The organism is Gemmatimonadota bacterium (assembly GCA_040388625.1).
Taxonomy (GTDB): Bacteria; Gemmatimonadota; Gemmatimonadetes; order Gemmatimonadales; family Gemmatimonadaceae; genus Fen-1247.
Genome location: JAZKBK010000006.1, coordinates 34,789 through 48,862 on the forward strand (window position 1 = coordinate 34,789; position 14,074 = coordinate 48,862).

10 protein-coding genes and 1 pseudogene are annotated in these 14,074 nt (G+C 62.0%); 5 read left to right on the forward strand and 6 right to left on the reverse strand.

The features are described 5' to 3' along the window. Positions 1-91: 91 nt before the first annotated feature. From V4529_13735 to V4529_13750, 4 genes are all read left to right on the forward strand, one after another. Complete coding sequence (locus tag V4529_13735) at positions 92-973, forward strand: hypothetical protein (GenBank protein ID MES2359389.1); 882 nt, start codon at positions 92-94, stop codon at positions 971-973. 131 nt (positions 974-1,104) lie between these two features. Beyond that, positions 1,105-1,554: a large conductance mechanosensitive channel protein MscL gene (mscL, locus tag V4529_13740; GenBank protein MES2359390.1), complete on the forward strand. Its 450-nt coding sequence runs from the start codon at positions 1,105-1,107 to the stop codon at positions 1,552-1,554. 215 nt (positions 1,555-1,769) lie between these two features. Beyond that, a complete protein-coding gene (locus tag V4529_13745; protein ID MES2359391.1) occupies positions 1,770-5,120 on the forward strand; it encodes a hypothetical protein in 3,351 nt (1,116 codons plus the stop codon). A 58-nt stretch (positions 5,121-5,178) separates the two neighbouring features. After that, entirely contained in the window at positions 5,179-5,457 is a 279-nt protein-coding gene (locus tag V4529_13750; GenBank protein ID MES2359392.1) for a hypothetical protein, read from the forward strand. Positions 5,458-5,747: 290 nt separating this feature from the next. On the opposite strand, the pseudogene V4529_13755 reads toward V4529_13750, so the two are convergent. After that, positions 5,748-6,500: pseudogene (locus V4529_13755) on the reverse strand (isocitrate lyase/phosphoenolpyruvate mutase family protein). Positions 6,501-6,571: 71 nt separating this feature from the next. Between V4529_13755 and V4529_13760 the strand changes: the two are divergent. Next, entirely contained in the window at positions 6,572-7,258 is a 687-nt protein-coding gene (locus V4529_13760; GenBank protein MES2359393.1) for a winged helix-turn-helix domain-containing protein, read from the forward strand. 6 nt (positions 7,259-7,264) lie between these two features. Here V4529_13760 and glmS read toward each other — a convergent pair whose 3' ends face one another. From glmS to V4529_13785, 5 genes are all read right to left on the reverse strand, one after another. After that, the gene (glmS, locus tag V4529_13765) at positions 7,265-9,091 is read right to left on the reverse strand and encodes a glutamine--fructose-6-phosphate transaminase (isomerizing) (protein MES2359394.1); all 1,827 of its coding nucleotides are present in this window, start codon (positions 9,089-9,091) and stop codon (positions 7,265-7,267) included. A gap of 163 nt (positions 9,092-9,254) precedes the next feature. Beyond that, positions 9,255-10,547, reverse strand: a complete 1,293-nt coding sequence (locus tag V4529_13770) for a hypothetical protein (protein MES2359395.1) — start codon at positions 10,545-10,547, stop codon at positions 9,255-9,257. A 135-nt stretch (positions 10,548-10,682) separates the two neighbouring features. Beyond that, a complete protein-coding gene (gene glmM, locus V4529_13775; protein MES2359396.1) occupies positions 10,683-12,062 on the reverse strand; it encodes a phosphoglucosamine mutase in 1,380 nt (459 codons plus the stop codon). Positions 12,063-12,166: 104 nt separating this feature from the next. Beyond that, positions 12,167-12,763, reverse strand: coding sequence for a PEP-CTERM sorting domain-containing protein (locus V4529_13780; GenBank protein ID MES2359397.1), 597 nt, complete (start codon positions 12,761-12,763; stop codon positions 12,167-12,169). Between the two features lie 262 nt (positions 12,764-13,025). After that, positions 13,026-14,054, reverse strand: coding sequence for an HD domain-containing phosphohydrolase (locus V4529_13785; protein ID MES2359398.1), 1,029 nt, complete (start codon positions 14,052-14,054; stop codon positions 13,026-13,028). Between the last annotated feature and the right edge of the window lie 20 nt (positions 14,055-14,074).

Consider the following 14,074-nt stretch of genomic DNA (forward strand, 5'->3'; position numbering starts at 1 on the left):
TTCTAGCGGCGTACCATGCGGTTTTTTCCGCGCTTGACATGCCCGTGCGCGGCCCTAGCTTCTCCACCAAGTCCACAATTGAGAGGAAATCATGCGCACCCGGCTAGCCTTGGCTGGAACGTTTGTGTTCGTTATTGCTGGCTGTACACCAAAGGAAAAGGCGTCGGTCGCGAAGACCGACTCGACGACAGCGGCTACAGTTGCAACAGCCGCGCCCGCGACTGCGACCGCGCCCAACGTGGTCACGGTTCAGGCCAAGGATTTCTCGTACGATGGACCGTCCGAGATTCCCGCAGGCATGACGACATTCAAGCTCGTCAACGACGGCAAGGACCTGCACCATCTCACCATCATCCGACTGGACAGCGGGAAGACGTTGAAGGATCTCGAGGCTGCGCTTGCTCTTCCGGCCGCCCCGCCGACGTGGGCAGTGCCGATGGGCGGTCCTAACGCCCCGGACCCGACCAAGCAATCCAACGCGACGCTCGACCTCACTCCCGGCAACTACGCGATGGTCTGCTTCGTGGACGTTCCGGGCGGCGTACCGCATTTCGCGAAGGGAATGATCAAGGCCTTTACCGTCGGAGCCGCGCCCGCTGGCGCAGCCGCGACTGCGCCGGTCGCGGATGTGGACATCAAGCTCGTCGACTACGGATTCGATCTCTCAAAGCCGCTGACAGCTGGCACGCACACCTTCGCGGTGACCAACGGCGCGTCGCAGCCACACGAGGTGGAGCTGGTCAAGCTCGCACCCGGCAAGACTGTGGAGCAGCTGCTCGGATGGATGCAGAAGCCGGCCGGTCCGCCACCGGCGTCCGCTATTGGCGGCGTCGCCGGCTTCATCGGAGACACCAACTACTTCACGGCCGATATCACGCCCGGACAGTATGCGCTGATCTGTTTCCTCCCGGACGCAAAGGACGGAAAACCGCACTTCACGCACGGCATGACCAAGACGATCACGGTCATGTGATATCCGGCCAGGATGCGAGCGGTCAGTCGTTCGACTGACTGCCGAATCGGCACCGATACGCGCTGGCGGACACTCCGTCGGCGCGTATCTTCTTTTTCAGTCCTGTTCACCCTCTTGCGGGAGATCTGCCGATGTGGAGTGACTTCAAGGCATTCATCATGCGCGGCAACGTACTTGACCTGGCCGTTGCGGTAGTGATCGGAGCGGCGTTCGGCGTTGTGGTAAAGTCTCTCGTCGACGACGTGATCATGCCACCCATCGGCCTCCTGCTGGGCCACGTTGATTTCTCCAACCTGTACGTGCTCCTGAAGGATGGCGTAAAGTCAGCTCCGCCTTACGCCTCGCTCGCTGATGCGAAAGCAGCTGGCGCCGTGACGCTGAACTACGGAATATTCGTCAATAACATCATCACGTTCCTCATCGTCGCACTCGCAATCTTCCTGGTCGTGCGCTCGGCAAACAAGGTTTACAAGAAGCCCGCAGCGGCTGTCACCACCAAGCCGTGCCCGTTCTGCGCGATGGACATCCCGATCGCGGCAACCCGGTGCCCGCACTGCACGTCGGAGCTGAAAGCAGCGTAGATCGCTGCGACCGTCGTCGTCGTCGTCGCAAACGAGAAAGTGCCGCGTTCCCACTCGGAACGCGGCACTTGTTTTGTATCCCTCACGTATCGGACCGCAAGAATTTATAAAGATTCTCGTACGCAATAACGCCCACGAACTGCGTCCCTGTCGCGTATCCATAACGTAAAGTATGCTTACACGCCACAATTCCTCACCCTTGCCAGGACCGCTGCATGAAACGGGGTCGTCTGACCATTGCATTGATTTCGGGAGCTTCGCTGCTCCTTACCGGACTCATCACCATCGCCGCGGTTCCTCCGCGTCACGTGACGCCCGCGCCGATAAAATCCGATCTGTTCGCCGGTCTCGTCTGGCGTAACCTCGGCCCCTTCCGCGGCGGACGCGTCTCCGCAGTCTCCGGCGCGATCGGTGAACCCGGTGTGTTCTACGCCGGCTATCCACTTGGCGGAGTCTGGAAGACAACCAACGACGGCCACACCTGGTTTCCGATCTTCGACGCCGTCAAGGAAGCGTCGTCGGTCGGCGCAATCGAAGTCGCTCCATCTGACACGAACGTGATCTACGTCGGAATGGGCGACATGATTACCGGCGGCGGAATCAATGAGGGTAACGGCGTCTACAAGTCGACGGATGCCGGCAAGACCTGGACTCACCTGGGGCTCGACGCGACCAAACAGATTCCATCGATCATCGTCGATCCGCACGACCCCAATACCGTGATGATCGCGGCGCAGGGTAACGTCCACGCCCATTCCGACATGCGCGGCGTATTCCGCAGCACCGACGGCGGCAGGACGTGGACAAAGACTCTGTACGTCGACGACTCCACCGGTATTCAGAAGCTGGCGCGCGCGTACGATCAGCCCAACGTCATACTCGCAACCACAGTGCGGCACTACATCGCTCCCGGAATACCGAGCGCTAGCACGCCGCGCCCCGCTGGCGGCACCGCGCTGTACAAGTCGACCGACGACGGACTGACGTGGAAGGAGATCAAGGGCGGCGGGCTTCCCGCGCTGTCGGGCCGCACCTCGGTTGCGATCGCGATGCACACCAACGCGCAGCGCATGTACCTGGTCGAGAACTCCGGACTCTATCGCTCCGACGATGGCGGCACGAACTGGCGCCAGATGGACTCGACCGACAAGCGCATCGCCAATGGACAGGGCGGCTACAACTGCGGTGTGTACGTCAACTCGCAGAACCCCGACATCGTCTACGTGGTCAGCACGTCGAGTTACATCTCCACGGATGGCGGAAACACATTCACCGGTTTCAAGGGCGCACCTGGCGGCGACGATCCGCAGCAGATGTGGATCGATCCCACCAACGGCCAGCGTCTCTTCTTCGGCGAAGACCAGGGCGCAACGGTGTCACTCGACGGCGGACGCACGTGGAGCCCGTGGTACAATCAGTCGACCGAGCAGGTGTACCACATATCGACGGACAATTCATTTCCGTACTGGGTATACGCGACGCAGCAGGACGCAGGCGCCGTTCGCACGCTGTCGCGCGGCAACCTGGGTGAGATCACCAGTCTCGACTGGAGCCCGGTACCCGGATGGGAATGGGGCACCATTGTCCCGGATCCACTCAACCCGAAGATCGTCTACGCAAGCGGATCCGGCATCGTCAAGATCAGCTACCCCAGCGAGCAGTGGATCAACGTCAGCCCCGCTGCCGACCCGAATACGGAATCACGCACAACGTCGTCGCAACCGGTCATGTTCTCGCCGCTGAATCAGCACGAGCTCTTTGCCGCGTTCCAGTACGTCGCGTCGACTACCGATGGAGGCGTCACGTGGAAGAAGCTGAGCCCCGACCTGACTTACGCCAAGGGAGAATCGCCGCCAGCAGCGGGCGCAGGCCCGCGCGGCGAAGGCGCCGCAGCGCCCAATCGCAGCGCGATCGAATCCATGTCGGTTTCAGGCGCGGCCGCCGGAATGATCTGGGTCGGCACCAATAACGGACTCATCAAGCTGACCCGCAATCATGGTGCGACGTGGGAAGACGTCAGCATCGCGAATCTCCCGAATCGCGCTCGTGCCGACATCTCCGGAATCGATGCGTCGCATCAGGATCCGGCAACCGCGTACGTCGCAATCGATTATCACACGATCGGCGATTACAAGCCGTACTTCTACCGCACGCACGATTACGGCAAAACGTGGACGCAGATCGTGAATGGAATGGCGACGGATCAGTCCAACGGCAGCTTTGCACGCGTCATTCGCAGCGATCCGAAGAAGCCCGGCCTGCTCTTCGCAGGTACCGAGAGCTCCATCTACGTCTCATTCGATGACGGCGACAACTGGCAGTCGCTGATGCTGAACCTGCCCAACACGTCGTACCGCGACATCACGTTCCACGGCAACGATCTCATCGCCGGCACTTACGGCCGCGGAATCTGGGTGCTCGATGACTACACGGTGCTTCGTCAGATAACGCCCGCGATTGCCGCCGAGCCCGTGCACTTCTTCAAGCCGGATGAGACGATTCGCGTTCGCCGCAATGTGAACGCCGATACTCCGTTCCCGCCGGAAGTCCCGCACGCGCTGAATCCACCCGATGGAGTAGTCTTCTACTACTCGCTCGCGTCCACTCCGTCGTCACCGGTGACACTCGAAGTGCTCGACGCATCCGGAAAGGTGGTTCGGCACATGTCGAGTGTTCCGGACAAGCCGGTGAAGGAAGCCGCCGTGCCGCCAGAGCCCAATTTCTGGATCGCGCCGCCCCAGGCGCTCTCCGCGAATGCGGGCACCAATCGCGGCAACTGGGACCTGCGTCACGATGCCCCGCCAGCCTTCACGCACAGCTTCGAGATCAACGCAAACCCGGGCCTCACACCCGCATCTCCCGAGGGCCCAATGGCTCCCCCGGGAACCTACACCCTCAGACTGAACGTGGACGGCAAGACTTACACGCAGACTGTGACCGTGAAGAACGATCCGCGCTCACCCGCGACCGTAGCAGCTGTAGTTGCTCAGCATGACCTGCTGATGAAGCTCGACGCCGGCGCGAAGGCGTCGTGGGACGGATACAATCAGGTCGAAGCGATGCGTACGGCCGTCGCGGCCCTGGCAAGCGCCAATCCGTCCGGGGAAGCAGCGTCGGCACTCAAGGCGTTCGACGCAAAGCTCGAGACGGTTGCGGGCTCGACGACCGGCGGACGCGGTTTCTCGCGTGGCGGCCCACCGCCACCGCCGAATTTCGTCCGTGTAAACGGAGTAATGGGACGCGAGCTTGGCGCGCTCGACAACGGCGACATGGCCCCCACGGCTGCCACGCTTCGTGGATACGCCGCGGACTGCGCACAGTTGGCGACAGTGCTCAGGAACTGGCAGGCAGTTAACAGCAAGGATCTGCCTGCGCTCAATGCCACTCTGGCGAAGAGCAACATCGCGCCGGTGCACGCGGCTTCTTCACCGCCGTCGATCCCGGCCTGTGGTGCCGGTCTCTCCGCACACGATAAACGAACGGTGGAAACCCACACCGGCACTACGGTGTCTCACTCCAAGGCCGACGAAGATGGGGACGGCGATGAGGGACCAGATCCGGCATAGGACACGCTCAGGATCCACACGTATTATTCGGCAGTGATGCCGTCAACGGAGGGAATCCATGGATCCTGATGCAATAACCTTTGCGTTCGTGATGGTCGTGTGCGTGCTGTCGCTCGGCTGCCTTGCGGTCATCGGGACGTGGACGTTCCGCGCGTTCCGTGGCCACAAGGATCCCGAGCGTCTTCCGCAGCAGAATTACGACGAGCGATTCGCTCAGCTTCAACAGTCGGTCGATGCGATCGCCGTTGAAGTTGAGCGAATCGCGGAAGGGCAACGCTTCAGCACGAGGCTGCTCAGCGAGGGTGCACGCGTACCCGTCGACATGGAGGATAGATGAGCTATAGCGGAGACGTTTACGACAACGAGCCGCGCCGCCGCGGACCGGTCAACCGAACGATGCAGGCAGCCAAGGCGGGAGCCAGCTTCGGCTCCGCCCTGGCGATCGTCATTTCATGGAGCGAGCACCACTCCATCATCTGGGCCATCATCCAGGGCTTCTTCTCCTGGTTCTATGTCGTCTATTACGCACTGACGCGATAGCGCCTCCGTGAAGAGCGAGTCCATCTCGGCGTAATCGACTGCATCGGCCAGGAATCCGGCGAAGCTTCCACACGATAATGCCCGAGCGGCGCGCTGCACCGCAGCAGCAGCCGCTCGCGCTATCCCGGATCCGACACTCACGCGCGCGACACCCAACTTCTCGAGGGCCCGAACGTCGGGCCCGCTGGCGCTCGCAAGCACATTGACTGGCAAACCCGCGTGTTTCACGATGTCACGTATGACGTCCGGACTCCGCACGCGTGGCACGAACACGCAATCCGCGCCGGCAGCGCGAAACACATCCAACCGCTCGAGACAACGCTCCAGCCGCGTCTCTTCATGACCGACGGAGAGCCAGAACACGTCGGTTCGTGCGTTCACGACCGCGCCGTCACGGAGACCTGCGCCGCTGTCCGCTGCCTCCCGCGCAGCAGCTATCCGCTCGCGTTGGAGTGATATCTCGAACAACGGTGAATCGCCGCCATCGCCAGTTGCATCCTCGATGTTCACGCCAACAGCACCGGCGTCGATCGCCAGCCGCACCGTTTCTGCGACAGATGCCGGCGAAGCGCCGTACCCCGCTTCGATGTCGGCCGTTACAGGCAGGCTCGTAGCAGACGCGATTCGCTCGACCGCCGCAAGCATCTCATCGCGCGGAATCCTCTGTCCGTCGGGATATCCGAGCGACCATGCGATCCCCGCGCTCGTCGTCCCGACACAGTCGAATCCAGCCATCTCAAAGAGACGCGCGCTGACCGCGTCCCATGCGTTAGGAACTACGAGAATGATTGGAGCGTGATGTAGAGCGCGGAAAGCCGCGGCGCGGGAGTGAGATGTCATCGTCCGGGAAGATTAGCCTTCCCCTGCGGCCATGCTTCGGTTACCATCGAAGTATGCCCGACACGCCCGACATGGCCTTCGTGGCCGGTGCAATTGCCGACCCTACCCGGGGCCGCATGCTTATGTCCCTCATGCGCGGCCACGCTCTCACAGCCACGGAACTGGCCCTGGATGGCGGCGTGACAGCATCGACAGCGAGCAGCCACCTTGGGCGCCTGATGGACGCCGGGCTCGTCTCAGTGACACGCCAGGGCCGCCACCGCTACTTCCGAATTGCGCGTCCCGAAGTCGCCGAAATGCTCGAAGGGATGGCCAATCTGGCTACTTCCGGTGGCTCCACGATCACGACCGGCCCACGGGATCCCGCCCTCCGCCACGCCCGCGTCTGTTACGACCATCTTGCCGGCGAGACCGCCGTCCGGCTTCTCGTGCGCATGAGGGAGCAGGAGCTGCTGATCGGCGACGATGAGTCGTTAGTGCTCAGCCCGCGCGGGGAGACATGGGCGGCCGCACTTGGAATCGATCTCCCCGCTCTGCGCACCAGACGACGGATGCTGTGTCGTCCTTGCCTCGACTGGAGCGAGCGACGCACCCACCTCGCGGGCTCACTGGGCGCCGCGATCCTCGAGCGCATGGTGGCGCTACGTTACGTGCGCCGAACGTCCGGTCGTGCAATTACGCTTTCCGAGAATGGTGCGCGGCTCATCGACCGCCCCGATACGTTCATTCGCGACAAACTCCTGTGTCGCGCGGTGTGATGTCCGCTACTCGACCGTGACCGACTTGGCGAGGTTGCGCGGCTGGTCCACGTTCGAGCCGCGCTTCACGGCGATGTAGTACGCGAGAAGCTGCAGTGGCACCGACGCAAGAATCGGCGTAACGAGATCGAGCGTTTCAGGAATCCTGAACTCGTAATCGATGAGCCCCGCCAGCGACGGCTCGGGCCGGCTCGTGATCGCGATGACCTTGCCCTTGCGTGCTTTCACTTCCTGCACGTTCGACACGACCTTTTCGAACACCGAATCGTGCGGTGCGATGAATACGACCGGCATCATCTCGTCTATCAACGCGATGGGGCCGTGCTTCATCTCGGCAGCAGGATAACCTTCCGCGTGGATGTAGCTGATCTCCTTGAGCTTGAGTGCACCTTCAAGCGCGGTCGGGAAGTTGTAGCCGCGACCGAGATACAGAAAGTTGGACGCGCGCTTGAACTCTTCCGCCAGCGCTTCGATTTCCTCGGCGCGATCGAGCACGTTCTGAACCTGTCCCGGCAGCGCCTGCAAGGCCTCGACGATCTCGCGCCCGCGCACAGGGGACAGCGCGCGTAGTCTCGCAAGCTTGAGTGTGAAAAGCAGCAGCGCAGTAACCTGGCTGGAGAATGCCTTGGTGGACGCGACACCGATCTCCGGTCCCGCGTGGATGTACGATCCGCCGTCCGACTCGCGCGCGATCGTGGAGCCGACGACGTTCACGATTCCCAACGTGCGAGCACCGCGATGCTTGGCCTCACGCATCGCCGCGAGCGTATCTGCCGTTTCGCCGGACTGCGATATCACTATGCACAGCGTGCGGTCCGTAACTACTGGGTTGCGATAGCGAAACTCGGACGCGTATTCCACCTTGGTTGGAATGCGCGCGAGATCCTCGAGCATCATTCCACCGATCAGCGCAGAGTGCCAGCTCGTGCCACATGCAGTGAGCACGATGTTGTCGAAGCGAAGCAGATCCTCGTCGCTGAGGTTGAGTCCGCCGAGCTTCGCGGTGCCGGTGTCTGCCAGCAGACGGCCGCGCATGGTATTCTCGATCGTCTGCGGCTGCTCGAAGATCTCCTTGAGCATGAAGTGCGGATAGCCGCCACGCTCGATCTGCCCCAGATCCCAATCGACCTTGCTCACGCTGCGACGCATCTCGCGCGCATCGTTGTCGAACACGCGATATCCGTTGCGGTCCAGCACGGCTATGTCGCCGTCATCCAGATACACCACCTGGCGCGTGTGCGCGAGAATCGCCGATACGTCGCTCGCTACGTAATATTCGCCCTCGCCAAGCCCGATGAGGAGCGGACTTCCCTGGCGCGCGGCAACGAGCTTGTTGGGATCTCGACTCGACACGACAGCGATCCCGTACGTGCCCTCGATCTGCGAGAGCGCGTCCATCACGGCCTGCTCGAGCGAGTCCTCGTACGCTTCCTGTATCAGGTGCGCGAGTACTTCCGTGTCCGTCTCCGACACGAACTTGTAGCCGAGTGCCTGAAGCTTGCTGCGGAGAAGCGAGAAGTTTTCGATGATGCCGTTATGCACTACCGCGACGGTGCCATCCATCGAGACGTGCGGATGCGCATTGCATTCGTTCGGCGCGCCGTGCGTTGCCCAGCGCGTGTGAGCGATTCCAACGCTGCCGGCTATCGGCATGGCGTTCATGACGGTCTCCAGCCGCGAGATCTTGCCCGCAGCCTTCCGCGTCTCGACCCCGTTGCCGTTCATTACGGCGACTCCGGCCGAGTCGTAGCCACGGTACTCGAGCCGCTTGAGGCCCTCGAGAAGCAGCGGGCCCGCGCCCTTGTCACCGATATAACCGACAATTCCGCACATGAATATTTATGTCTTGTTTGGGGAACGCCACTCGAATTCGGGCGGCTGCGACATCCTGCCCAATTTAGGGGCCGCGCACTTGGGTTGCTACGCCAGGATGCTGAACGGGCGGATGATCGACTGGGACCGATCGTCCGCCCGCTGAGGCTCAATTACACCGTTCCTAGTGATCCTGTTTCGCTGGCATGCTGCTTCCCTTGCTTGGTGCCGGCAGCTGGCCGACCGCGGGGGCGCTTCGCATCGGCGGCGGACTCGAGCCCATCGGTCGAGGCGCCTCGAATCTAGGCGCCGCCCGCTGATGCTCGCCCATGCCAGGGTTGGGGGAGAACCCGGGGTTCGGCGGAAGTCCGGGATTGGGCGAAAGTCCGGGATTGGGCGAAAGCCGCGGGTTGGGCGCCAGCGTCGGCGATCCGCCAATACGGGCGTCCGGGTGCTGATGCCGCCACTCCTGTCTCTGGTCCGGCGAATATGGCGTGCGCAGACCGTTGTCTTGGCGCCGCGCACGATCGTGCGCTCGTCCGGACCCCTCGAACAGCTGCACCTGAGAGCCCTCCGCCGCGGCCGACGTAGCGGCCTGCGCCACAGCCGCATCACCATTGGCTGCGGTGATGATCATCGGTCCCTGCCCCTCACCTGTCCGCGCCCGTGCAGCACGTTGCTGGGCGGCAGCTGCGCGATCACCGACGATAGTTGGAAGAACCGTTGGCGCATTGGCGAAGGAAGGCGACGCGGACTGCGCATCCGCCGCAGCCGTGCGCTGCGGCGGACGCAGTACCTGCGCGACCGGAAGAACGTGCTGCTGGCCCGGACACCCGGAGAACGGGTAGTCGATCGGAACCTCGCGAGCCGTGCCATCCGCGCACAGAACGCGGGCGAGTTGCGTCCGTCCACGCGCACTGCCATCGACGCTCGGCCACAGGATGTACACGTCGGAATCCCACGAGTCGTCGTCGCCCAGAGAGACCGCATTGTTGAGCAGAGCGTCGAATGCGACGTCGGAATAGAATGACCGCGATTCCTTTTCGCCGACTGCGGATGCGAGAGTCATCGGCTTGTGTACGTAACGCGCTACATCGAGCGGGTGCCTCGATGCGACCATGTAGAGATACACCGGTCCGTTACCGTGAGCGAGTGGCCCGAGAACAACGTTGTAGACGTCGTTGTCGAACGACGCGCCGATCAGCTCGTCGCTGTTGTATCCGGACCTGTGCAGTTTTTCACGTTGATCGACCAGCGGATACAGCAGCCGCACACCTGCGCCCGGATAAACGAGGAACGCAGCAACGTATGCAGGTTCGCTCAGCACGTAACGGATCGGCTGATGTGTCTCCGGTGACGGGGGCAGCAGCATCAGCGTGAGACCCTGCCCTCCCTGACCCGGCAACCGGTCGCTGGTGCTGGCCTGCGCACCAAGCGCGCCGGCCAGCAGTGGGACGCAGGCAATAAGTGCTGTCATCCTCATAACCGCCTCGTGGGTAGATCCATCTGTCCCCAACTCAGGGCAATCTGCGTGCCCCACGGCATCATCCTTCTCTTGAATAGTACGCGCGAATTGTGAAAATGCTACACGAAATTCTGCTCGGATTTCAACTCACGAATTTGACAGCTTCTCGACAGCTTCTCTACCCGCACGAATGAGCGCTTGCGCCTCGGCGTGCGTCGGCGCTTCAGCTATGACGCGCACGATCGGCTCGGTGCCCGATGGCCTTACGTGAACCCATCGATCACGCCACGATAGTCGCATTCCGTCCTGCGTATCGATGTTCGCATCGGGAAATGCGGCGCGAAGACTCCTGTATACAGAATCCAGAGGTGCCGACGGAAGTTCGAGCTTGTCCTTCACGATCGAGTAACGCGGATACTCGCTCACGATCGCTGAGAGCGGACGGTTTTCCTGATGCAGCAACTGCAGGATCAATGCGACCCCGACCGGTGCGTCGCGTCCGAGATGCATCTCGGTGAGAATGACTCCGCCGTTTCCTTCACCGCCGATGGCCGCCTTCTCACTCCGCATGCGTGTCGCGACGTTCACTTCTCCGACGGGAGCGCGCACAACAGTGCGTCCCGCACGCTCGGCTACATCATCAACAATTCTGCTGGTCGAGAGATTCGTTACAACGGGACCTTCGCGATGTCCGAGCACCACGCTCGCCGCGAGTGCGAGCGTGTAGTCCTCGCCGATCGCCTTGCCATCGTTTGACACGAGCGCGAGACGGTCGACGTCCGGATCGACTGCGAATCCCACCACTGCGCCGCTGCTACGCACAAGCGCCTCGAGCTCGCCGAGATTCTCGGCGACCGGTTCCGGTGGACGTGGGAAGCGGCCATCGACTTCCATGTTGATCGACGATACCTGGCAGCCGAGTCTGTCGAGCAGATTCGGCATGAAACGACCACCTGCACCACGCACACAATCGAGCGCGACGTGAAAATTGCGTCCACGAATGCCTTCGACGTCTATGAATGGCAGAGCGAGGATCGCGCTGATGTGTCGCTCGATCGCAGCGTCATCACGCTCGATGCTGCCGAGTCTGTCCCATGTTGCACGTGGGAAACTGCTCTCGACCACTGCGCGCATCTCGCGCGCTTCATCACCGTCGAGAAACAGCCCGGAAGATCCGATGAACTTGAGCGCATTCCACTCTATCGGGTTGTGGCTCGCCGTAATGCCGAGTCCGCCGGCTGCGTGGTGATGCTCGACCGCGAGCTGAATCGTAGGGGTCGGCACGATGCCGATGTCGATGATCCGGGCGCCCACACTTTCCAGGGCAGCGATCACCGCATGATGAAACATCGGTCCGCTCACCCGGCTGTCGCGGCCGAGTACGATCGTTTTTTTCGATGGGTCGCGCGAAAGCGCCCAACTGCCGAATCCGGCGGCGAATCTGGATATGATCTCCGGCGTCAACGCCTCGCCGACGCGCCCGCGCACACCGGACACGCTTACCATCAAGCCTGGATAGGATGTCATGTCTGTGAAAAAGCTGATGCCCGCGCGAAAGGCACGGGCATCAGTCAAATCTACGTAGTATGGCGAAGAACCGAACCCATACGCTTATGGGTCACGCGATCGATCTACTTGCGACGACGCACCATCGGCACGAGGCCGATGAGGCCGGTCGCGAGGAGAGCCATGGAGCCTGGCTCGGGCGTGGACGTGATGGATCCCGCCGTGTAGAGCAGTGTTCCCTGCACCTGCGCCGAGCCTTCGCTCGGGAACACGTGATCGGCGACCGAGAGCTGCAACGTGCCACCATCACCGTACGTGAACACGTTCTGCAGTCCGTTGTTGGTGAAGTCGAGCGTCACGTTGTTGGCGCCCTGAAGCTTGCCCGAAACAGTCGCGGCATCGTTCTGCGTCACGCCGGGCGGATTGGTGAACGCCAGCCACAGGTTGAAGTTGTCGTTGACACCCGATCCCGTGTTTGGTCCGGTTACGCCGAACAGACCGAGGTTCACAGTCTGGGCAACTCCACTGGTGAGACTGTAGGAGCTGCTTCCCGCGCCGGTGAAGCTGAAGAAGCCGTCAGCGGACGAGTGCGTGCAGCCGCTGGTCGGAGTGCCGGCAAAACAGCCGGTGGTGCTGAACGTTACCGACTGCTGGGCGCTGGCGGACGCAGCGGTCATCACAGCAAAGGCTGCAGCGGTGGCGATCTTGGTGGCAAATCCCATCTGGTCGCTCCATGTAGTTTGAATTTCGTGTCGCCTGCAGATCCAGGTGACACACACATGCTGTAGCGCTGCTGCAACGGAAGTGTCGCGCACGAACAACAGATTGTGTCCTGCACAATCACCGGGACTTTCGCGTTTTCCCTATGAGAAACGCCGATATCGGCTTGTGTAGTGTTGTACGCTATCGCACTAACGATGCCAGGCCGACGATGGCCATCATTGGTGTGGAGACGGCAATATTTGCCGTGGGGGGGAAACCGCTCTAGCTCGCCAGCTTTTCGCGCCGAATTACTCTGATAAACGCCGGCGCAAGCTCGGGATCGAACTGCGTCCCGGAACAGCGCGTAATCTCGGCAACAGCATCCTCAGCGGACATGTAGCGGCCGCGGCGATATGCGCGTCCGCTCGTCATCGCATCGAAGGCGTCGGCAATGCCGGCGATTCGCGCTTCCATCGGAATGTCCATTCCGGCAAGTTTGTCCGGAATGCCGCGTCCGTCGAACCGCTCATGATGCGAGCGCACGATGCTGAGCGCGACGGGTTCCTCGCCAAGCAACGGTGAGAGAATCTGCCAGCCGAGCATCGGATGCGTCATGATGTGCTGGTATTCCTCGTCCGTGAGCGGGCCTTCCTTGTTCAGCACGGCCTCGCGCACTCCAATCTTGCCGATGTCGTGCACCTGGCCGCCGAGCTCGATCTGCCGGACCATCGACTCCGAAAGCCCGATCTCACGCGCCAGAAGCGACGAATACTGGCTCACGCGAATCGAGTGTCCCCGGGTGTACTGGTCCTTCACCTCCAGCGCCTGCACCAGCGCCTGAACGCCACCCAGGAACAATTCCTCCAGGCGGCGGGCCTGGGTCGCAACCAGCCGCTCCAGCCCGTTCTGATAATCGCGGTTCTCCAGAATGAGCCGGCGCTTCTCCATCGCCTGCCCCACCCTGGCCAGCACTTCTTCGAGGTGGAACGGCTTGGTGAGATAATCCATTGCCCCGCTGGCAAGGCAGCTCAGGGCAAGTTCCACATCGGCGACAGCGGTGATGAGAATCACGGCCAGATCGGGGTATTTCGCCCGAGCCTGGCGCAGCAGTTCGATGCCGTCCATCCTCGGCATCCGAAGATCGCTGAGCAGGAGGGCCGCCGGCACGGAGTCCAGGCGCTCCAGCGCCTCGACGCCATCCGCGGCTTCGAGGCACGTGAAGCCGTCGCTCGTCATCAGACGGACGAGCACCTGCCGGAGGCGAGGCTCATCGTCCGCGATGACACAAAACATCGGCTCAGGCGCCGTCACGTCATCACCTCCTTCATATT

Excerpts from the sequence above, each read along its gene's own strand:
- V4529_13745 (MES2359391.1), top strand. The coding sequence starts at position 1,770 with ATGAAACGGGGTCGTCTGACCATTGCATTGATTTCGGGAGCTTCGCTG.
- V4529_13770 (MES2359395.1), bottom strand. The coding sequence starts at position 10,547 with ATGACAGCACTTATTGCCTGCGTCCCACTGCTGGCCGGCGCGCTTGGT.
- V4529_13780 (MES2359397.1), bottom strand. The coding sequence starts at position 12,763 with ATGGGATTTGCCACCAAGATCGCCACCGCTGCAGCCTTTGCTGTGATG.
- V4529_13760 (MES2359393.1), top strand. The coding sequence starts at position 6,572 with ATGGCCTTCGTGGCCGGTGCAATTGCCGACCCTACCCGGGGCCGCATG.
- V4529_13750 (MES2359392.1), top strand. The coding sequence starts at position 5,179 with ATGGATCCTGATGCAATAACCTTTGCGTTCGTGATGGTCGTGTGCGTG.
- mscL (MES2359390.1), top strand. The coding sequence starts at position 1,105 with ATGTGGAGTGACTTCAAGGCATTCATCATGCGCGGCAACGTACTTGAC.
- glmM (MES2359396.1), bottom strand. The coding sequence starts at position 12,062 with ATGACATCCTATCCAGGCTTGATGGTAAGCGTGTCCGGTGTGCGCGGG.
- glmS (MES2359394.1), bottom strand. The coding sequence starts at position 9,091 with ATGTGCGGAATTGTCGGTTATATCGGTGACAAGGGCGCGGGCCCGCTG.
- V4529_13735 (MES2359389.1), top strand. The coding sequence starts at position 92 with ATGCGCACCCGGCTAGCCTTGGCTGGAACGTTTGTGTTCGTTATTGCT.